11 protein-coding genes are annotated in these 17,804 nt (G+C 52.3%); 7 read left to right on the plus strand and 4 right to left on the minus strand.

Annotated features, from left to right (window positions below; genetic code table 11):
- Nucleotides 1-2: 2 nt before the first annotated feature.
- Both E1N14_RS15150 and E1N14_RS15155 read right to left on the minus strand, forming a co-directional pair.
- Nucleotides 3-935 (minus strand): hypothetical protein, encoded by a 933-nt coding sequence (locus E1N14_RS15150; RefSeq protein WP_062793960.1) that lies wholly within the window; start codon nt 933-935, stop codon nt 3-5.
- Nucleotides 936-1,091: 156 nt separating this feature from the next.
- On the minus strand, nt 1,092-3,038 hold the full coding sequence (locus tag E1N14_RS15155; RefSeq protein ID WP_025012021.1) for a monovalent cation:proton antiporter family protein: 1,947 nt from the start codon (nt 3,036-3,038) through the stop codon (nt 1,092-1,094).
- 188 nt (nt 3,039-3,226) lie between these two features.
- Here E1N14_RS15155 and dgcS point away from each other — a divergent pair, with 188 nt between their 5' ends.
- The 7 genes from dgcS to E1N14_RS15190 all read left to right on the plus strand — a co-directional run bounded on the left by dgcS (nt 3,227) and on the right by E1N14_RS15190 (nt 12,272).
- Entirely contained in the window at nt 3,227-4,114 is an 888-nt protein-coding gene (gene dgcS / locus E1N14_RS15160; protein ID WP_306440256.1) for a diguanylate cyclase DgcS, read from the plus strand.
- 2,178 nt (nt 4,115-6,292) lie between these two features.
- On the plus strand, nt 6,293-6,619 hold the full coding sequence (locus E1N14_RS15165) for a hypothetical protein (RefSeq protein ID WP_025012131.1): 327 nt from the start codon (nt 6,293-6,295) through the stop codon (nt 6,617-6,619).
- 133 nt (nt 6,620-6,752) lie between these two features.
- The gene (locus tag E1N14_RS15170) at nt 6,753-7,751 is read left to right on the plus strand and encodes a hypothetical protein (protein WP_025012130.1); all 999 of its coding nucleotides are present in this window, start codon (nt 6,753-6,755) and stop codon (nt 7,749-7,751) included.
- Between the two features lie 108 nt (nt 7,752-7,859).
- Nucleotides 7,860-8,471 (plus strand): hypothetical protein, encoded by a 612-nt coding sequence (locus tag E1N14_RS15175; RefSeq protein ID WP_025012129.1) that lies wholly within the window; start codon nt 7,860-7,862, stop codon nt 8,469-8,471.
- A complete protein-coding gene (locus tag E1N14_RS15180; RefSeq protein WP_062794018.1) occupies nt 8,456-9,751 on the plus strand; it encodes a hypothetical protein in 1,296 nt (431 codons plus the stop codon). Before E1N14_RS15175 ends, E1N14_RS15180 begins: the two co-directional genes overlap by 16 nt.
- Before the next feature lie 132 nt (nt 9,752-9,883).
- Nucleotides 9,884-10,873 (plus strand): transposase, encoded by a 990-nt coding sequence (locus E1N14_RS15185; RefSeq protein WP_152134815.1) that lies wholly within the window; start codon nt 9,884-9,886, stop codon nt 10,871-10,873.
- Nucleotides 10,874-12,041: 1,168 nt separating this feature from the next.
- A complete protein-coding gene (locus E1N14_RS15190) occupies nt 12,042-12,272 on the plus strand; it encodes a diguanylate cyclase (RefSeq protein WP_062793844.1) in 231 nt (76 codons plus the stop codon).
- A gap of 481 nt (nt 12,273-12,753) precedes the next feature.
- On the opposite strand, the gene tilS is transcribed toward E1N14_RS15190, so the two are convergent.
- Together tilS and dnaE are read right to left on the minus strand one after the other, a co-directional pair.
- Nucleotides 12,754-14,286: a tRNA lysidine(34) synthetase TilS gene (gene tilS / locus E1N14_RS15195; RefSeq protein WP_025010996.1), complete on the minus strand. Its 1,533-nt coding sequence runs from the start codon at nt 14,284-14,286 to the stop codon at nt 12,754-12,756.
- Nucleotides 14,286-17,759: a DNA polymerase III subunit alpha gene (gene dnaE, locus E1N14_RS15200; protein ID WP_062793845.1), complete on the minus strand. Its 3,474-nt coding sequence runs from the start codon at nt 17,757-17,759 to the stop codon at nt 14,286-14,288. The genes tilS and dnaE overlap by 1 nt, the downstream gene beginning before the upstream one ends.
- Between the last annotated feature and the right edge of the window lie 45 nt (nt 17,760-17,804).

Consider the following 17,804-nt stretch of genomic DNA (forward strand, 5'->3'; position numbering starts at 1 on the left):
GATCAGGCGAAAAAGATGAGTAGGGCCACCACCAGCAACACTGATACCAGAGTCACGGCAAAGGTTGGTGTGGAGCCTTGCTCCCGCTCATTGGCGGTCGCGGCTATGTTCTCAGCCTGTAAACCATGGGAATCGCTCTCTTGGTTGTCGACTGTGGTTTGCACTATGTGGTGGCGCTGAAACGGAATAAAGGGCTGGTTTGGGTCACCGACATAGAGACGCACTTCCCCCGCTTCACTTCGGCTCACCAGCGGCGGCAGTATGGTCAGCGCATCCAGCTGATAATCCAGGGTCAAATCTCTCAGTTGGACAAGCGTGTAGCCCAGCGCCTTGGCCTGATCCTGCAAGGCGGCCGACATCTCGTAGCTGGCCAGCTCGGCGTCGAGAACTACCAGCTTACCGGGTTTGCCTTCGGGCTGTTGCCACAGACAGTCGGCCAGCCAGATCCCCTTGAGTGAGGCGTAACGGGCAAACAGTGCTTCCACCAGCTCCCAGGCGTCGGCCTCTCCGGTGAGCCAAGGGCTGATTTCCACATTGTTGACCCGCAGTACGCAGTCTTCACCATTGAGGCGCCCCGCCATATAGCTCAGGTAGGCTTGCTGATCTTCCACCGGCAGCACGAGTTTGCCCGCCAGCTCCAGCAACAGCACCTCATTGAAATGAGCGGTCAGAATAAGCCGTTGCCAATGCATGGGTTTGAGATAGTAATCCGCCGGTTGTTTAAGATTCTCTGCAAGCACCCGGCTCGCATCCTGCTCATCCATCATGGGAAGGTAGGCATAACAATGACTGGCCTCTTCATTGCCATCGATATTTACCGGCAGGATCAGCGGCACATCGCCATCACGGCAAAACAGCAGCTGCTGGGTAGAAGTCAAAATCTCAAACAGTTCCTCGAACGAGATATCGAGGCCATCATTACTGTCATGGGTCACGGTTGCCAACTCCTTGTAGGTCACTCGGGTTTGCGCTTATTCAGGAAAAGTCGCTGCAACATGCAGCCAAGCAGTCCTTCCCGGCATTCAGCTCCACAAAGGTCGCAGAGTACCCCATTTAACGTGCAAATAAAACCAACGCCAGCGGCCGGGCAATCAGCCTTGAAGCAAAATAACTTCGGCCTTCTCCACCCTTCTGGGCTTGCCGCGAATAAGCAAGGTATCACCGGCACGGAACTGCCAATCGTCATCCGGCGGCTCGTACTCCCTGCCGCCGCGGCGCACTGCTCTCAGTTCCACCCTGAGCTGTTGCCAGGGGATCTCGGCACTGAATTTCCCCACGGCGCTGGCGCCTCTTGGCAAAGCCACTGCATGCAGTAATTCGAGAGAGAAGTCGGCTTCCTCACCGGAAAAGAAACCGTGCAGATACTGATAGTGATTGCGCCGCTCCGACTCCAGCCGTTTGAGGATCCGCGACAAGGGTACCCCTGACTGATACAACACCTGAGATACCAGCATCAAGCTGCCTTCCAGAGTTTCCGGAATAACCTGACTGGCACCGGCCTGCTCCAGTTGTTCAAGCTCGCTGTCATCCCGGGTTCGCACCATAATCCGCGCCTCGGGTGCCAATTGCCGACACAGCACCAAGGCCTCTTCCAACTGCGGCTGCTCGCAAAAGGTCAGCACTATACTCTTGGCGTGGCGCACATTGGCTTGTTTGAGCAAACTGCGTTTACAAGCATCGCCGAAATACACCGGCTCTCCGGCCCGGCGCGCCTCGGCAACCCGGGAGGGATCCCGGTCGAGGGCAATAAAAGGGATAGCTTCGGCCTTGAGAAACCGCCCTATGGTCTGCCCAACCCGGCCATAACCCAGCAGCAGAACCAGATCTTGCTGGGGATCCAAAGGCGGCAGGTTTTCCGCCGGTTCCGGCCTGAGTTTAAGGCCCTGCAGCAGCCTGGCTATGTCTATGCTATGACGCACCAATGCCGGCGCCAGTGCCATCGACAGTACGGCAACCATCACCAAAGTGTTACTGACACTGGGGGCCAACAATTGATAACTCACCGCCAGGGCCAGCACCACGAATGAAAACTCCCCCACCTGTGCCAAACTGAGGCCGGTGGACATGGCCACCCTGAAAGGCTCTTTGGCCAGCCTCAGCAGGGCAAATACTATCGCCGTCTTGCCGACTATCACCGCCAACAGCAACAGTAAAATTTGCCACCAATAGGCCAGCACCAGACTGAAGTCGAGCAACATACCTATGGAGATAAAGAACAGTCCCATCAAGAGATCCCGAAACGGGCGAATATCCGCCTCCAACTGGCGCCGGTACTGGCTCTCACCCAGAAGCATCCCGGCCATAAAGGCCCCCAATGCCATGGACAACCCCAGCCACTGGGTAAAGGCGCCGGTCAAGAGCGCCACCACCAGAGTCGATAACACAAACAGCTCGTTGGAGCGGGAACGGGCAACTTCATCAAACAGTTTGGGCAGAGCCCACTTACCAAAGGCCATCAACACAATAAAGGCCAGGATCCCCTTCCCCAGAGCAGTCCCAAGCTGCAGAACAGTCAAAGGCTCGCTGCCATCGGCAAGCAAAGGCAGCAGAATAAGCAAGGGCACCACGGCCAGGTCCTGGAACAGCAACACACTGACCGATAGTTCGCCATGGCGGCGCTTGAGCCAGCCCTTGTCGTTGAGCAGTTTCAGCACTATGGCGGTGGAAGACAAGGCTGTCACTGAACCTATCACCAGCGCCTGAGTCACGTCGCTGATAAAGAGTAATCCGGCCCCCATGGCCAGCAAGGTGGTCAATACCACCTGAGCACTGCCGAGGCCAAATACAGTGCGGCGCATGGCCCAGAGCCTGGGTACAGAAAACTCCAGTCCCAGGGTAAACATGAGTAGCACCACCCCAAGTTCGGCCACTGACTGCATCTGGTGCTGCGAAAACCAATTGAACCCGGAAGGACCGCTGATAACCCCCGTCAGCAGGTAGGCCAGAATAGCGGGCAAGCCTATACGCCTGAGCAAGGCTATCGCTACTATGGCAATAACCAGCATCAAGAGGATCTGGATAAAGAATCCATGTTCCATGCGCACTCCCCTGCTCTCTAAGGTTCAATTCATTATTTTGTCGGCGTCAAATACTTGTCACATGAACATTGCCTGTAACACTCCAAAGCTTAACTCAATGAGATCTATATACAAATCAGACAAAAGCCTATCGGGCACGCATTTTGCATTGTAACAGTCGTGAAAGGTTCTGCCTTATTGGAGTATTTATGATGGACTTTGGTCTGGCAACAGAGTTTTACCCTGAAGACTATCAGTATCTGTCTGATCAACCTCAGGCTATCCGTCCCAAGATGGATCTGCTGCAGGCGGTTCAGCGGTTGCATGCGAGTCTCGATCCCCGGACAGTATTTGCCTGCTATGGCAAACTGCTGCAACAATATTTGCCGGTACAGGGAGTACAGCTGCGACTGAAAGGACATCAATTTCACTGGGGGCGTACTTCTCAAAGTACGGTGAGCAGAGAACTGGTCAGTAAACTGGGCACCGCCAAGCTGCGCTACCGGTTGCAAAGGGTGTTGAGCCCGGTGGAGCAGGCAGAGCTTGAACAGATAGAAGCCCTGCTGTCACAGCCGCTGTTCAACGCCATCGCCTATTCGCAGATGTCGGAACAGGCGATGTTTGATTCCCTGACCGAGCTTGGCAACCGCCACTATTTCGGTCAGTGTATCCGTACCTCGCTCGCCAGAGCCGGACGGGCTCACAGCCCGATATCTCTGGTGGTGCTTGATCTGGATAATTTCAAGCAGCTCAACGACAGTCTTGGCCACAAGTTTGGTGACAGAGTGCTGACTCAGTTCGGCAAGCTGCTTAAGTGTGGCATCCGCAATGCCGACCAGGCTTTTCGCATAGGTGGCGACGAGTTTGTGGTATTGGTAGAAGGCAATCTGGAGTCGGCGGTGCGCATGAGCGAGCGCCTGCTCGAAATGCTCGCCAACGAAACCCTGTTTCACCGCCACGGCATCGCCTGCAGCATAGGCATAGCCGCCTGGAGCGCCGGAGTAAATCAGGATCAACTGTTTGAACAGGCCGACCGTGCACTTTATCGCGCCAAGGCCGCCGGCCGTAACAGATATTGTATCGCGACCCGCGACTGAAACTCGCCCGCGATTGAAACTATAAGTCGCGGCGCTTTGCCCCTCGATTTGCCCCTCGACCAAGAGGACTCTCTTGGTTTTCATTTCAACCGCGCGGATTTGGTACTCAAATCCATCTGGGGCTCGTGCTCATAGGTGTATTCGCCCTTAGCCACGTTATTTACGCCAACGGCTGTCGGCGACATCGAGGGGGATTGGTGCAATTCTGTTAGCACTGAGTAGCTTGAAACATCTGAAGTGTCTTCAGACATACACCTAATTTCCAGGCACAGGCGGAACTGTGACCTTCCGAGCTAGGGATGGCGAGGCAGAGCATACAGGGACGTACTCGCAGCGTGTCACAGGATCGCCTGTGCATAAGCCTGCGGCAGGCAATGTGAGGCATCTGTTGCTGGAAGCCCAATCAATGTTATTTGGTTATTTTGAACTGAAAGCTATGTTAGCCGCTGTGCCAGCGGCCTAAAGTCGTGGAGCTTCGCCCCACACTCGAGGAAAGGGGGCTGTATCGACTCGCCCCCTTTCCAAACCCCCAGCGACCCGCGACGCAGCGGAAAACCCCTTGTGCTTATGATGCCAATTCGCTATCGCGCCAGACGCTCATCCCTGATTCGACTGGCGCTGCTTCGGCATCCATGCCTCGCTACGCGATTGACATCAACGCCCTGCGGCCGCTTCGAGCGGGAAAAGTGTACACCTTTAGCATTTGAGGTTCCTGATGATTATCTGAATTTGAAATCGTGCAAAGCCTACAGACATACACCCCACTTTCAGGCATAGGCGGAACTGTGACCGTCGAAAACAGGGACGTTTTCGTCGAGCGCCCAGGGAGGGGGTCACAGCAAGTCACAGGATCGCCTGTGCGAGAGCGCACCGCAGGTGATGGACTACACCGTGGCCGGAAGCTCGGCCAATACTAACTTAGGAACTTTTAGCTGGAAGCTATGATAGCCGCTGTGCCAGCGGCCTAAAGTCGTGGAGCTTCGCCCCACACCCGAGGAAAGGGGGCTGTATCGACTCGCCCCCTTTCCAACCCCCCAGCGACCCGCGACGCAGCGGAAAACCCCTTGTGCTTATGATGCCAATTCGCTATCGCGCCAGACGCTCATCCCTGATTCGACTGGCGCTGCTTCGGCATCCATGCCTCGCTACGCGATTGACATCAACGCCCTGCGGCCGCTTCGAGCGGGAATCGGTGCAATTCTGTGAGAATGGAGTAGCTTGAAACATCTGAAGTGTCTGCAGACATACTCTCATTTCCAGGCATAGGCGAAACTGTGACCGTCGAAAACAGGGACGTTTTCGTCGAGGCTACATGGACGTATTCACGCCGTGTCACTGGATCGCCTGTGCGAAAGGCGCACCGCAGGTGATTGGCCGCGGCTTAACCACGTTATTTTCGCCAACGGTTGTCAGCTACACCGAGGGGGGAATTCGTGCAATTCTGTTAGTACGGAGTAACCTGAAACACCTGAAGTGCTTGCAGACATACACCTAATTTTCAGGCTCTGGCTCTAGTTCTGGTGGGACTGTGACCGTCAAAAACAGGGAAGAATGCAAACACTCAGTCAATTCCGCTTCAAAAACAAACCAAATCAGGGTTTTGTTGCCTTTGTCAAAACTTGACCTTTAGCTAATTGTTTTCACATCCAGTACTGGGTATTGTATAACTAATTCAATAGCTTGGCTTTAGCACTTCCTTAAGCTTAAGGCCGAAAGCAGCAGCGCTTTTCCGTTTTCAACGGAATGCAGGGACAAACAGAGTTTGGACCCGTGCGGTAGCCATGGCTTTACTTAGCGTTTTTTGTAAGACCTGGGTTGTAAGGCCCTTGGTTTTAAGGCCCTTAGTTGCAGGGCTTGAAGCGCTCATGGTAAGTGCCTAAGAACTGATTTTCTATACAGTATTATTGACGTTCTAGGAAAAATGCCGGAAATTTGCAGCTAAGCTTGCGCGTTATTTCTGTAACACTTTAAAAAATAGCATTAAATTCATAAAGTTAAAAAATACAACTGATAGATAATAGGTTTGGAAACCGCACATGCGCGTTTTGCTGCAAGGGATATTAGGACTAAACTCTATTATATCCAGCTAATACAAACAGATAGCGATGCGCGTTTACACTCCTCCGAGGACTAAAACGCGCATGCGCACTATACAGCTGTTAAGTGCTAGGAAAAATAATGAAGCTACTCACAATAGATGAATACGAAGCTACTTTATTTCCAAACATGGTGAATGTTAGTGATAGTGCGGAAGAGATCGTTGATCTTTGGAGTTACGCAGATCTTATCATAGAAAGCGATTATCACAATTGCTCAGCTTGGGACTGGCGTGTGGATCATATTTATGAGAGCCCAAAAGGGGAGTTCCAACATATCGGAATCCCAGTGCCAAAAGATAACACTTACCTAGTGGTCATCGTAGATAAGCCAAAAAAATCGATAGTAGGGCATTTTATATTGGATCTAGGTGCTAAGTATTCGGTGGGTAAAGATGGTGGCACTTAACAAGGCGCAGCAACGGACCTCCGGCAATTGTCACCTTTTGTGCGCTTCGCAGCACAAAAAGTCGCCAATCGCCTCCGGCCGCTGTGCGCGGCGTTAGGTTAATAATCATGTCGAATGAGACTGATAAGAAAAAATGAAGCATTGGACTGAGCCAAACGGAATATTTCTTATTCATATTCCTATCGAGTGGCAGTATCTCAATCAGGCAATTGAAGGCGAGAGTGAAACATCACCATACAGCTTTCAATCCTATGAAGATTCGCTAGGTTGCTTTCAATTAAGTTGTTATCCACTTGCAGAGCTTGCGCCCACTGTTGCCGAAGCCAGCCCCAACGGGGTCAAAGAATTAGAGTGGAAACAGTCCAGAATGGATGATTCTGAGTTTTGTGCACATATTTTCTATGGTGCGCTTGGTGATCAAGCATTGATTGGTAAATTCATTTACGATATTGGCCTTGAGAATGACAAGAGAATAACTAATGAGCTAGCTAAAGTTAGCCAAATATTAAACTCAATAGTAGTTGTCCCCTCAAAAGATCGAAAATTGGCTTCCGATCTTGATAAGTTTGACCGTTTCACCGGTGCTCTAGCTGCGTCACATGACCTCTTACATTCTGCTATTGAGTCAGAATCTTACATTGAAGTTATTGCGATATGTGCCAATCTAATTGATGCTTACCTCCGGCTAAGCATCGTTATTGCAAAACAGTTAAGCGACCAAACTGATAGTATTGAAACCAAATACCTTTTTCAGGCTGATCATGAAAGAGGCATTATGGAAAGAAAAATATTTAATCATGCCTTAGAAGCTGGCGTTGGAGATCAAGAGCTATTTGATGAGCTGGATTCTCTCTATCAATTACGAAACCGAGTAATCCACAGGTACATAATATCAAACATAAAAACTCGTGATTTATTAAAAATTTCTTCCAACTACTTAACTGCTGTAGAAAAAACTCGATTAATCCTTCGTGATTTAGAAGACAAGCAAGCAACGTGTGAGCATGGAGTTTATGGAAGAAAGTTCAAAAGAGCCGACAAAACTGACAATATGGCTATTCAAAGGCTTTTGTCCGAAGTTAATGACAAACATCTTTTAGACAAATTCAATAGGAAATTTAGTGCAAAATAACCTAACAAGTCAATCAACTACGCCCCTTTGGGGCCGGACGCAGCAAAGCTGCGCCGGTTATTGAAGCGTTATGCGCTTATCAGCCGGACGGACACATAAGAGAGAAATATGACTCAGCGAACACTTTTGGCATCCGTCGTCTTGTTTCGTGAGCTTTACGAAAGCGACAAAGATGTCTACGACGTTATTGCCGAATTTATAAAGGCCGCTCTGCTATTTTCCCAGAGATGGTCTTTCAATACGACTGAAGCGGCTGAGATGCTTCGCAGTGAGTTTGAATTCGATATCCCTGATGCAGTGGTGAGCACCACACTTCGTAATCGACTTCGAAAGCGCGATGATATCTTGTCCTACGATAGCGGTATCTACTCCGTTTCTCGGAATCAGCTTCTTGGATCGCAAGCTTTAGTCGACGATCTCCGAAAACTTCAAGATCAGCAGCAAGGCGTGCTTGCCTGTCTAACTACGCATGTTGAATCTACCGTTGGAACACTGACATCTGAGCAGCGGGAGCTTTTAGCTCGGTGTTTTTGTGACTACTTATTCGATAACGAATCAAACACTAGATTTTCGAAAGAAATCAGTGCATTTGTTCTCAGGGGGCAGGGAGATCCTAATTTAACGGCCCAGCTTAACGCCATTAGGGAAGGATTTATCCTATATGACGGGGTTCGCCATGCCCCTGACATGAATCATATAAATGTATGGAGTCTAAGCTAACTGTCTTTCTGGATACGGAACATCTGTTTAACGCTGTCGGCATGAACGGGGTGCTATATAAGCAGCTCGTTCAGGACCTTATTGGTCTCGCAAGCGATGTAAGGGAAAAAGGGAGTCGACTTATACACTTGCGCTATTTTTCAGAATGCATTGATGAGGTAGACAGGTTTTTTCGTGCGGCCGAAGACATAGTTGAAGGAAAAGCTGCGCTTGATCCATCGAAGCCAGCAATGGCGACGATTGTTAACGGCTGCGCTTCAAAGGGAGATGTGATAACAAAAAAGGCCAAGTTTTTTGCCGATCTCAACACTCTCGGTATACGTCGTGCAGAAGCAAGCGAAGAAGTGGTTGTTGAAGAGCTTAACATCGAAAGCTCTAGCCTTTTGGAAAAAATTGAAAGGGAGTTCAAGGAGCGGCGAAGAGATTTTCCAAAGGAAAAATGTTTTAGCACTTTGCGCATGTTTACTAAGATTAACTCTCTCAGAGCGGGAAAAAGCTCCAAGCCACTTGAAGATATTGGATTTATTTTGGTTTCTGGGAGTTACATATCTAATTATTTGGCATTCCATCCAGATGTGAGGAGCAGTGCGACGAGTGTTCCATATGCTACAGATCTGGAGTTCATAACGAATAGACTTTGGTTTAGGGTTCACAAGAATCTAGCTAAGGAGCGAGCCCACCCACAGTCACTTAGCGTGCTAGCGAAGGCTCAAGTAGTTCTGTCGTCTCAGATTCAAGGTTCGGTTTCGGAAAAGTTTGACAAGATTAAGGAAGATTTTGGTGCAGGGAAAATCACTGAGGCAGAAACAAAGATTCTATTCAACGAGTTGCGTGCTCACGTTGCGACTCCTGAGGCGATAACGGATGAAAATATTGATCATGCACTCGCGTTTTTAGATCACAGAGACTATGAGCACCACCTTCGCGAACGGAGTCATTTGGAAAAGCAAGCAGCGGAAGGTAGCGCAGCGATAGAGGAGTTAAATTCCATCCGGGCTATTCAGAGGGAGCGCCGAGTAAGGTGGGCTACAACAGCATCATTGGCCGTTCACCTTGTTGTGGGCCTTGCTTTATTGGCGTTCGTTGTTGGGTGTGGCTACGCTGCCTACAGGCTACTAATGCAATTAAGCTCAGGCGGAAATGACCAGTTATCTGTGCTTGGGCTTATCGTAACGGTCGTTTTTGGTCTCATTCCACTTGTGAAGTATCGGTCAATCTGGGCTTTGGCCAATACATCGCATATAAAGCTAGCAACGCGTCTTATTGGAGCGCGAGCATAACAAGGAAAAAGTTACGCTGCGCTGTAACTTTCCCGGTGTGGCAGAAAAGACAGGACAGCCATATCTTTTTGATGTTTCGCACAGTCTTGACTAGGCTTTGAAATACCCATCAAAGCTCAGTCGAGGTTGGTTATGACCACTGCCCGTCGCCAGTTGATAGATGCTGAAAGTACGCCCTTTTACCACGTGATTAACCGTTGCGTCAGAAGGGCATTTTTGTGTGGTGAAGATGCACTGTCGGGGCGCAGTTACGAGCATAGACGTGGCTGGATAGTGGATAAAATCAGGCAGTTGTCGTCAATATTCTGCATCGACGTTTGCGCTTATGCGGTTATGAGTAATCACTACCATTTGGTGCTCAAAATCGACCTTGCTGCGCAACAATCGTTGTCGCCATTTGAAGTTATTGAGCGTTGGACAGGGCTCTTTAGTGGCAATCCCGTGGCGGCAAAGTTCCTCAAGGGCGATAGTCTCTCAGAAGGTGAGCGAATACTTTTAGATACGCTGATTAGCGATTGGCAGGAACGCCTTGGCAGTATCAGTTGGTTTATGCGCTGTTTAAACGAAGATATCGCCCGCAAGGCCAATCGTGAAGATGGCTGCAAGGGCGTATTCTGGGAAGGACGCTTTAAGTCGCAGGCGCTTCTCGATGAACAGGCGCTGCTGGCCTGCATGATGTATGTGGATTTAAATCCCATTCGCGCCGGTATTGCAGATTCGCTGCAAACTTCTGATTACACATCCATTCAGGAGCGCATAGAAGAACATGCTGAGCCTGCAACTGCCAACGCTTCAATTAAGCCACTGCTGCAATTTGATGGTGCAGCAACGACCGCCGAACAAAGCGGCATTCCGTTTCACTTTGCTGACTATCTGGAGCTGATTGATTGGACAGGCCGGGCGGTGCGGGAAGACAAGCGTGGCTTTATTGCCTGTTCCAGGCCCAAACTACTGCTTGAGCTTGGTATCAGCAACGATGCCTGGATAACTTCCGCCAAGGAGTTTCGCCGTCAGTACAGTGGCATGAGTGGCCGATGGGATGCGATGTGTGCCATGAAGGCCAAATATGGCGGTAAATGGTGCCGGGGTAAGCAACAAAGCCAAGCAATACATCCCCATTAACCTTAAACCCTTGGTGATTTTGCAGAAACAGGCTTAAGCCTGCCGAAAGCATGCCTGGCAACGACAATTCTGCGTGAACCTCCGAAAGTGAGCCTCCCTGAGAGTCTCATTTCCAAAAATACGTCGCTATTTATCAGAGACGGCCCCCTGCAGCGTGCTTCCTTGCGGCTTAGAAAGTGTTTAGGATGTCCTGTATGTTCTTGTATGTTCTACCATCAGAGAATTAAGCCGTTTTTGATGTATTTGCGGGCATTGCTTTTTGAGTAAATCGTGTAAGATATGGACATCACGCGTGGTGTTGGATCTGGTAGTTTTTTGGCGAAATCAATTAGTTCAATCAACACTATGCGTGTCTACTGAATTGAATAAAAAGGAATTATCTGGGGGTTCCCTAGATTAAAGCGTTCAGCCCTAAAACCATGAAGCGATTATCGAGCCCAGGAAAGTACAACGCCACTCTCAATGACTATTTGAGAGAGGTGCATTGTATATGCCCAAAGTGTGGCGGAAATGCAGTAATAACTGCCGAATCAAAGTACTCTTTACCTTGGCAGCCATTTGATGTTTCGCTAACTTGCCATGGTTGCCCTCACAGAGAGGGGTGGCCAAGTTCAAACTGGAATAGTGATTTTGTAAATTACGATCCAGCAAGCGGCATCGAACCATATTTTGGCTACACATTGTCACTTCAAATTTCAATCAAGGGGCAAAGCTTTGGCGTGTTTAGCCCAGTCCACGCTCAAGATATCGCAGAGTACATAACAGCCACTGACAGACCATCTCCAGCTAATTCAAAATGGGCAATGGTCAACCGGCTACCAAAATGGGTAAAACTCGCGAAGAATAGGGGCGTAGTTTTGCGCTCTATTGAAAAATTAATTGGTCATGCAGCGCGCATGGCTTAACAAGACAAGCAAGCGGACGGTTTCACCGCGGAAAATACAGGAGAATACAGGACAGCCATATCTTTTTGATGTTTCACACAGCCTTGACTAGCCTTTGAAATACCAATCAAAGCTCAGTCGAGGTTGGAGTTTTTGCATGAACCTCGCAGATTACTCGTCTCAGAGAGCCTCATTTCCAAAAATCCGTCGTTATTTATCAGAGACGGCCCCTGCAGCGTGCTTCCTTACTGCTCAGAAAGTGTTTTGGATGTCCTGTATGTTCTGTGGTATTGGTGGAAGGCAATCTGGAGTCGGCGGTGCGCATGAGCGAGCGCCTGCTCGAAATGCTCGCCAACGAAACCCTGTTTCACCGCCACGGCATCGCCTGCAGCATAGGCATAGCCGCCTGGAGCGCCGGAGTAAATCAGGATCAACTGTTTGAACAGGCCGACCGTGCACTTTATCGCGCCAAGGCCGCCGGCCGTAACAGATACTGTATAGCGACTCGCGACTGAGACTAGCCGGCGATTGACTAGCCCGCGATCGAGACTATAGGTCGCGGCGCTTTGCCCCTCGATTTGCCCCTAGACCAAGAGGACTCTCTTGGTTTTCATTTCGACCGCGCGGATTTGGCACTCAAATCCATCAGGGAATCGCGCTCATAGGTGTATTCGCCCTCAGCCACGTTATTTGCGCCAACGGCTGTCGGCGACATCGAGGGGGATTGGTGCAATTCTGTTATCACTGAGTAGCTTGAAACATCTGAAGTGTCTTCAGACATACACCTAATTTCCAGGCACAGGCGGAACTGTGACCTTCCGAGCTAGGATGGCTAGGCAGAGCTTACAGGGACGTACTCGCAGCGAGTCACAGGATCGCCTGTGCGAGAGCGCACCGCAGGTGATGAGCTACATCGTGGCCGGAAGCTCGGCCAATACTCACTTAGGAAATTTTAGCCAAAAGCCATATTAGCCGCTGTGCCCACAACTATTTGCGCTAAGGGGTTGCTTCAGCAACCAGCTTCAACACGATTCCGGGTTCAGAGCCAGATGCCAGTGCGCTACGCTCGACAAAACCACCGGCCAGCGCCAGCAGTCGGCCATTTTGCATCAGCAGCGGCACTCTGTCTCTGAGCCAGGGTGGCACTCCGAGTTCATGCCAGAGTTTCTTGAGCTCACGGCCCTTGTCTCTATTGTGGGGCTGACAGCGGTAACTGCCCTTGAGCCCCATGACCAATTCAGGCGCAGCAGCGGTATCTGATGGCTGAACTTTTGCCCCTAGTGACGCCAGTTGTGGAGCCATTACTTGAGCCAGCGCCGCCCTGGGCCCTGAGTCTGCCAATGTCAGCTCCAGGCGCTGCCAAGGGGCGACGAGCCCAACACTCAGACTCTGCCCTTGGCTCAGTGCTTGCAGCAGCTTTGGGCTCAGGGTCAGTTTCGAGGGGTTTGCTGCCAAATCTTCGGTCGCACCTGCGCCATCAAGCAATTGGAATGCTGACCCCGGCAGAGGCGCCATGGCATAGATCTGTTGCCCATAACGCCTGAGGAGCAATCCTTTAAAGCTAAGCTCAAGCTGAGCATCCTCCCTGGCATCGAGTAACTGCGCCAAGGCTTGTTGCAACTGCACCTGCGCCGGTAGGGGCAAGCGCTGCATCTGAATAAACTGCCGCAGCAACTGTGCCTGCCACTGGGGTGACAGCACTTTGAGCCCGGCGCTATCCAGTACCCGAACGCCGCTGAAGCGACAACGGCCGAGCAAGGGCTGCAACTTTTCGGTGCTGACTTCATCGAGCAGCAACTGCTGCTCGGCGCACAGCGCTGCGCTGCGCGAGGCCGTTGTGGCAATCGAAGGCCAGCGCTGCTTGAGTACAGGGATCACCTCGGCGCGCAGGAAGTTGCGGTCATACTGGGTGTCCTGATTACTCTCATCATTGATATAGGGCAGCTCGAGGCTTGCCACCGCCTGCTCTATCTGAGCCCGGCTGCTGTCCAACATGGGCCGTAATTGCCAGCATGGTGCACTTTCTGCCCTGGATATCAGAGCTAAGTGCTGGGCTTGCCCCATGGCCGCCAGCCCCTTGGGGCCCTGACCACGCTTGAGTGCCAGCAGCAGCGTCTCCAACTGATCGTCCTGATGATGGGCCGTCAGCAGAATATCGCCGGGATTGAGCAGCTCGGCAATCGCCTGATAGCGGGCACGCCGCGCCTCAGCCTCGATACTGACGCGCGAACCGAGCTCAAGTTGCACCTTCCGAAGAACAAAATTCAGGCCATAATGCTCGGCTCTTTGGCGACAATGAGCCGCCCAGGCATCGGCATTGCGGCTGAGGCCATGGTGTACGTGCACCAGGGAGACTTGATAAGGCGTCTTGGGATGAGTCTCGCGAAAACGCGCCAAGGTATAGGCCAGCAGCTCTGAGTCCATACCGCCGCTGTAACCCAGCCAGAGGTGGTTGTCAGCCGTGGCGCCGATTTGATCCAGCAGCGCCGTTAACTTGAGTACCAGGGTATCGACCAGAGTGTGAGACATTAAAAGAGGATCCTGACCTTATCTGTGCCGAGCATGGCTTCCAGTGCCATCATGAGTTCATCACTGGGGTTCACCCGCCAGTCGTCACTCAAACGGAACTGTCCCTTGGCCAGGGCCTGACGATAGTTGATTGCCACAGGCACAGAGCCGCCGCGCCAGGGCGAGAGGGTCTCATAAAACTGTGTCAGCCATTCCGGGCTCAATATTGCCGCGTCGAGATCCAGCTCCACCGCCGCCGCAAAGTGGCTGCGGGCTTCGCCCATATCTATGATGTTGCGCGCCGTCATCCGGTTGCCGCCGGAGAAATCATCGAAGCTCACTTCACCTTCACAGATGAGGATCCTGTCTTTCTCCAGCAGGTGATTGAATTTCTCGAAGGCCTCGGTAAACAGCATCACTTCCAGACGGGCACTCTTATCGTCCAGCGTCAGCAGCCCCATCTTGGAGCCTCGCTTGGTCAGCATCACCCGGGTGGCGACCACCAATCCTGCGGCCTTGACCGTCTTGCCCCTGTCTGTGGGGTGAATATCCTTGAGCCGCCCGGAGGTGTAGTGCCTGAGCTCTTTGAGATATTGGTTGATAGGGTGACCTGTGAGGTAAAGCCCCAGAGTCTCACGCTCCCCTTCCAACCAGACCTTGTCCGGCCAACGCGGGCAGTCAACAAACTGTTGCTTGCTGTCCTCTGGGTCGTCGTTGAGCAGACCGAACATATCGCACTGACCTATGGCTTCGGCCTTGGCGTGCTGATCGGCGGCGCGTATCGCCTCCGGCAAGGTAGCCATCATGGAGGCCCGGTGCGGCCCCAGATTGTCCATGGCGCCGGCATTGATCAGCTTTTCAATCACCCGGCGGTTGAGTTTTTTCAAATCCACCCGGGCGCAGAAGTCGAACAAGTCTTTGAATGGCCCACCCTTGCGGGCTTCCAGAATCGATTCGACCGGCCCCTCGCCCACCCCCTTGATGGCGCCTATGCCGTAGACGATATTGAGCTCTTCATCGACGGTAAACTTGAACAGGCCCTTGTTGACATCCGGCGGAATAAGCTTGAGCCCCATGCGCTCACACTCATCCACCAGGGTCACTATCTTGTCTGTGTTGTCCATATCGGCGGACATTACCGCCGCCATAAATTCAGACGGATAGTGGGTCTTGAGCCAGAGGGTCTGATAGGACACCAGTGCATAGGCGGCCGAGTGCGATTTGTTGAAGCCGTAACCGGCGAATTTCTCCACCAGGTCGAAAATCTTCATCGCCAGTTCGCCGTCGACGCCGTTTTTTATCGCCCCGGCTTCAAAACCGGCACGCTGCTTGGCCATCTCTTCCGGCTTTTTCTTACCCATGGCCCGGCGCAGCATGTCCGCGCCGCCCAGGGTATAGCCCGCCAGCGTCTGGGCAATCTGCATCACCTGTTCCTGATAGAGGATGATGCCGTAGGTAGGATCCAAAATCGGTTTAAGGCTCTCGTGTTGCCACTTCTCATCCGGGTAGGAGATGGCCTCGTGGCCATGCTTACGCTCGATAAAGTTATCTACCATCCCCGACTGCAACGGGCCTGGGCGGAACAGGGCCACCAGAGCGATCATATCTTCAAAGCAGTCGGGCTGCAGACGCTTGATAAGATCTTTCATGCCGCGGGATTCCAGCTGGAATACCGCCGTGGTTTCGTAGCGTTTCAGTACCCCGAAGGACTTGGCATCGTCCAGCGGAATGGCGGCAATATCGACCGGCGGCTTGCCGAGCTTGGCGAGCCTTGGGTTAATCATCCCCAGCGCCCAGTCGATAATGGTCAGCGTCCTGAGACCCAGGAAGTCAAACTTCACCAGACCGGCGGTTTCCACGTCGTTCTTGTCGAACTGGGTCACCGGGTTTTTACCTTCGGCGTCGCAATAAAGCGGCGAGAAGTCGGTGATCTTGGTCGGCGCAATCACCACGCCCCCGGCGTGCTTACCCGCGTTACGGGTCACACCCTCAAGCTTGCGGCACATGTCGATAAGGTCTTTGACATCCTCATCGGCCTCATAGGCTTCAGGCAGCGCAGGCTCGGCCTCAAACGCCTTGGCCAGCGTCATCCCGGGCTCGGCCGGGATCATCTTGGAAATTCTGTCGACAAAACCGTAGGGGTGACCCAGCACCCGGCCCACGTCACGCACTACCGCCTTGGCGGCCATGGTACCGAAGGTGATGATCTGCGATACCGCATCCCGGCCATAGAGTTCGGCCACGTGATCGATAACCTCATCGCGCCTGTCCATACAGAAGTCGACGTCAAAGTCGGGCATCGACACCCGCTCGGGGTTTAGAAAACGTTCGAACAGCAGGTCAAATTCCAGCGGGTCCAAGTCGGTGATCTTAAGCGCATAGGCCACCAGGGAGCCGGCACCCGACCCCCGCCCAGGGCCCACGGGAATGCCGTTGTCCTTACCCCACTGGATAAACTCCATCACGATAAGGAAGTAGCCGGGAAAGCCCATCTGGTTGATTACCTTGAGCTCAATATCCAGACGCTCGTCATACTCGCCGCGCTTTTCCGCCCGCACCTGTGGGTCCGGAAACAGGAACTCGAGACGCTCTTCCAGCCCCTCTTTGGAGCGCATCACCAGATAGTCCGCGGTGGACAGCTCACCCGTGGGGAAGTTGGGCAGGAAGTACTCGCCAAGCCGCACGGTAACGTTACAGCGCTTGGCTATCTCCACCGTGTTTTGCAGCGCTTCCGGAATGTCGGCAAACAGCTCGCACATCTCAGTTTCTGTCTTGAGATACTGCTGCTCGCTGTATTTCTTGGGTCTACGGGGGTCAGCCAGAGTGTAGCCATCGTGGATAGCCACCCGGATTTCATGGGCCTCGAACTCTTCCGGGGTCATGAACACCACCTGGTTGGTGGCAACCACAGGCAGGCCTGTGTTGGCGGCATGTTCCACCGCCATATGCAGGTAGCGCTCCTCATCCGGGCGCCCGGTACGGATCAGTTCAATAAAGTAACGGTCGTTGAAGTGCTGCTTGTAGAAATCGGTCAGTTCCTGGGCCTGGTTCAGGTTGCCCTTGAGTAGTGCCTTGCCCAGGTCCCCTTCCTTTGCGCCGGAGAGCAGCAAAATACCGGCGCCGTGCTCCAGCAGCCACTCCTGATCGATAGCGACCCGGTCACGCACCTGACCGCGCAGATAGGCCTTGGAGATCAGCTGAGTCAGGTTCTGGTAGCCGTCGTTATCCATGGCCAGCACAGTAAGCGCGCAGAACTCATCTTCAAAGCCGGGCACCAACATCCAGAAGTCGGCCCCTATGATAGGTTTTATCCCGGCGCCATGGCAGCCACCGTAGAATTTCACCAGGCCACAGAGGTTGTTCTGATCCGTCAGCGCCACTGCCGCCATGCCCTCATCGGCCACCTTGGCCAGAATGGGCTTGACCTTGGCCAGACCATCGGTCATGGAAAAGTCTGAGTGAACACGTAGATGGACGAAACGGGGCTGTGACATGAAAATCCGATTGCTCTGACTGGCTGAAAATCAATAGGGAAAGAT

The sequence above is a fragment of the Shewanella algae genome, from assembly GCF_009183365.2.
In the GTDB taxonomy this organism is placed as follows: domain Bacteria; phylum Pseudomonadota; class Gammaproteobacteria; order Enterobacterales; family Shewanellaceae; genus Shewanella; species Shewanella algae.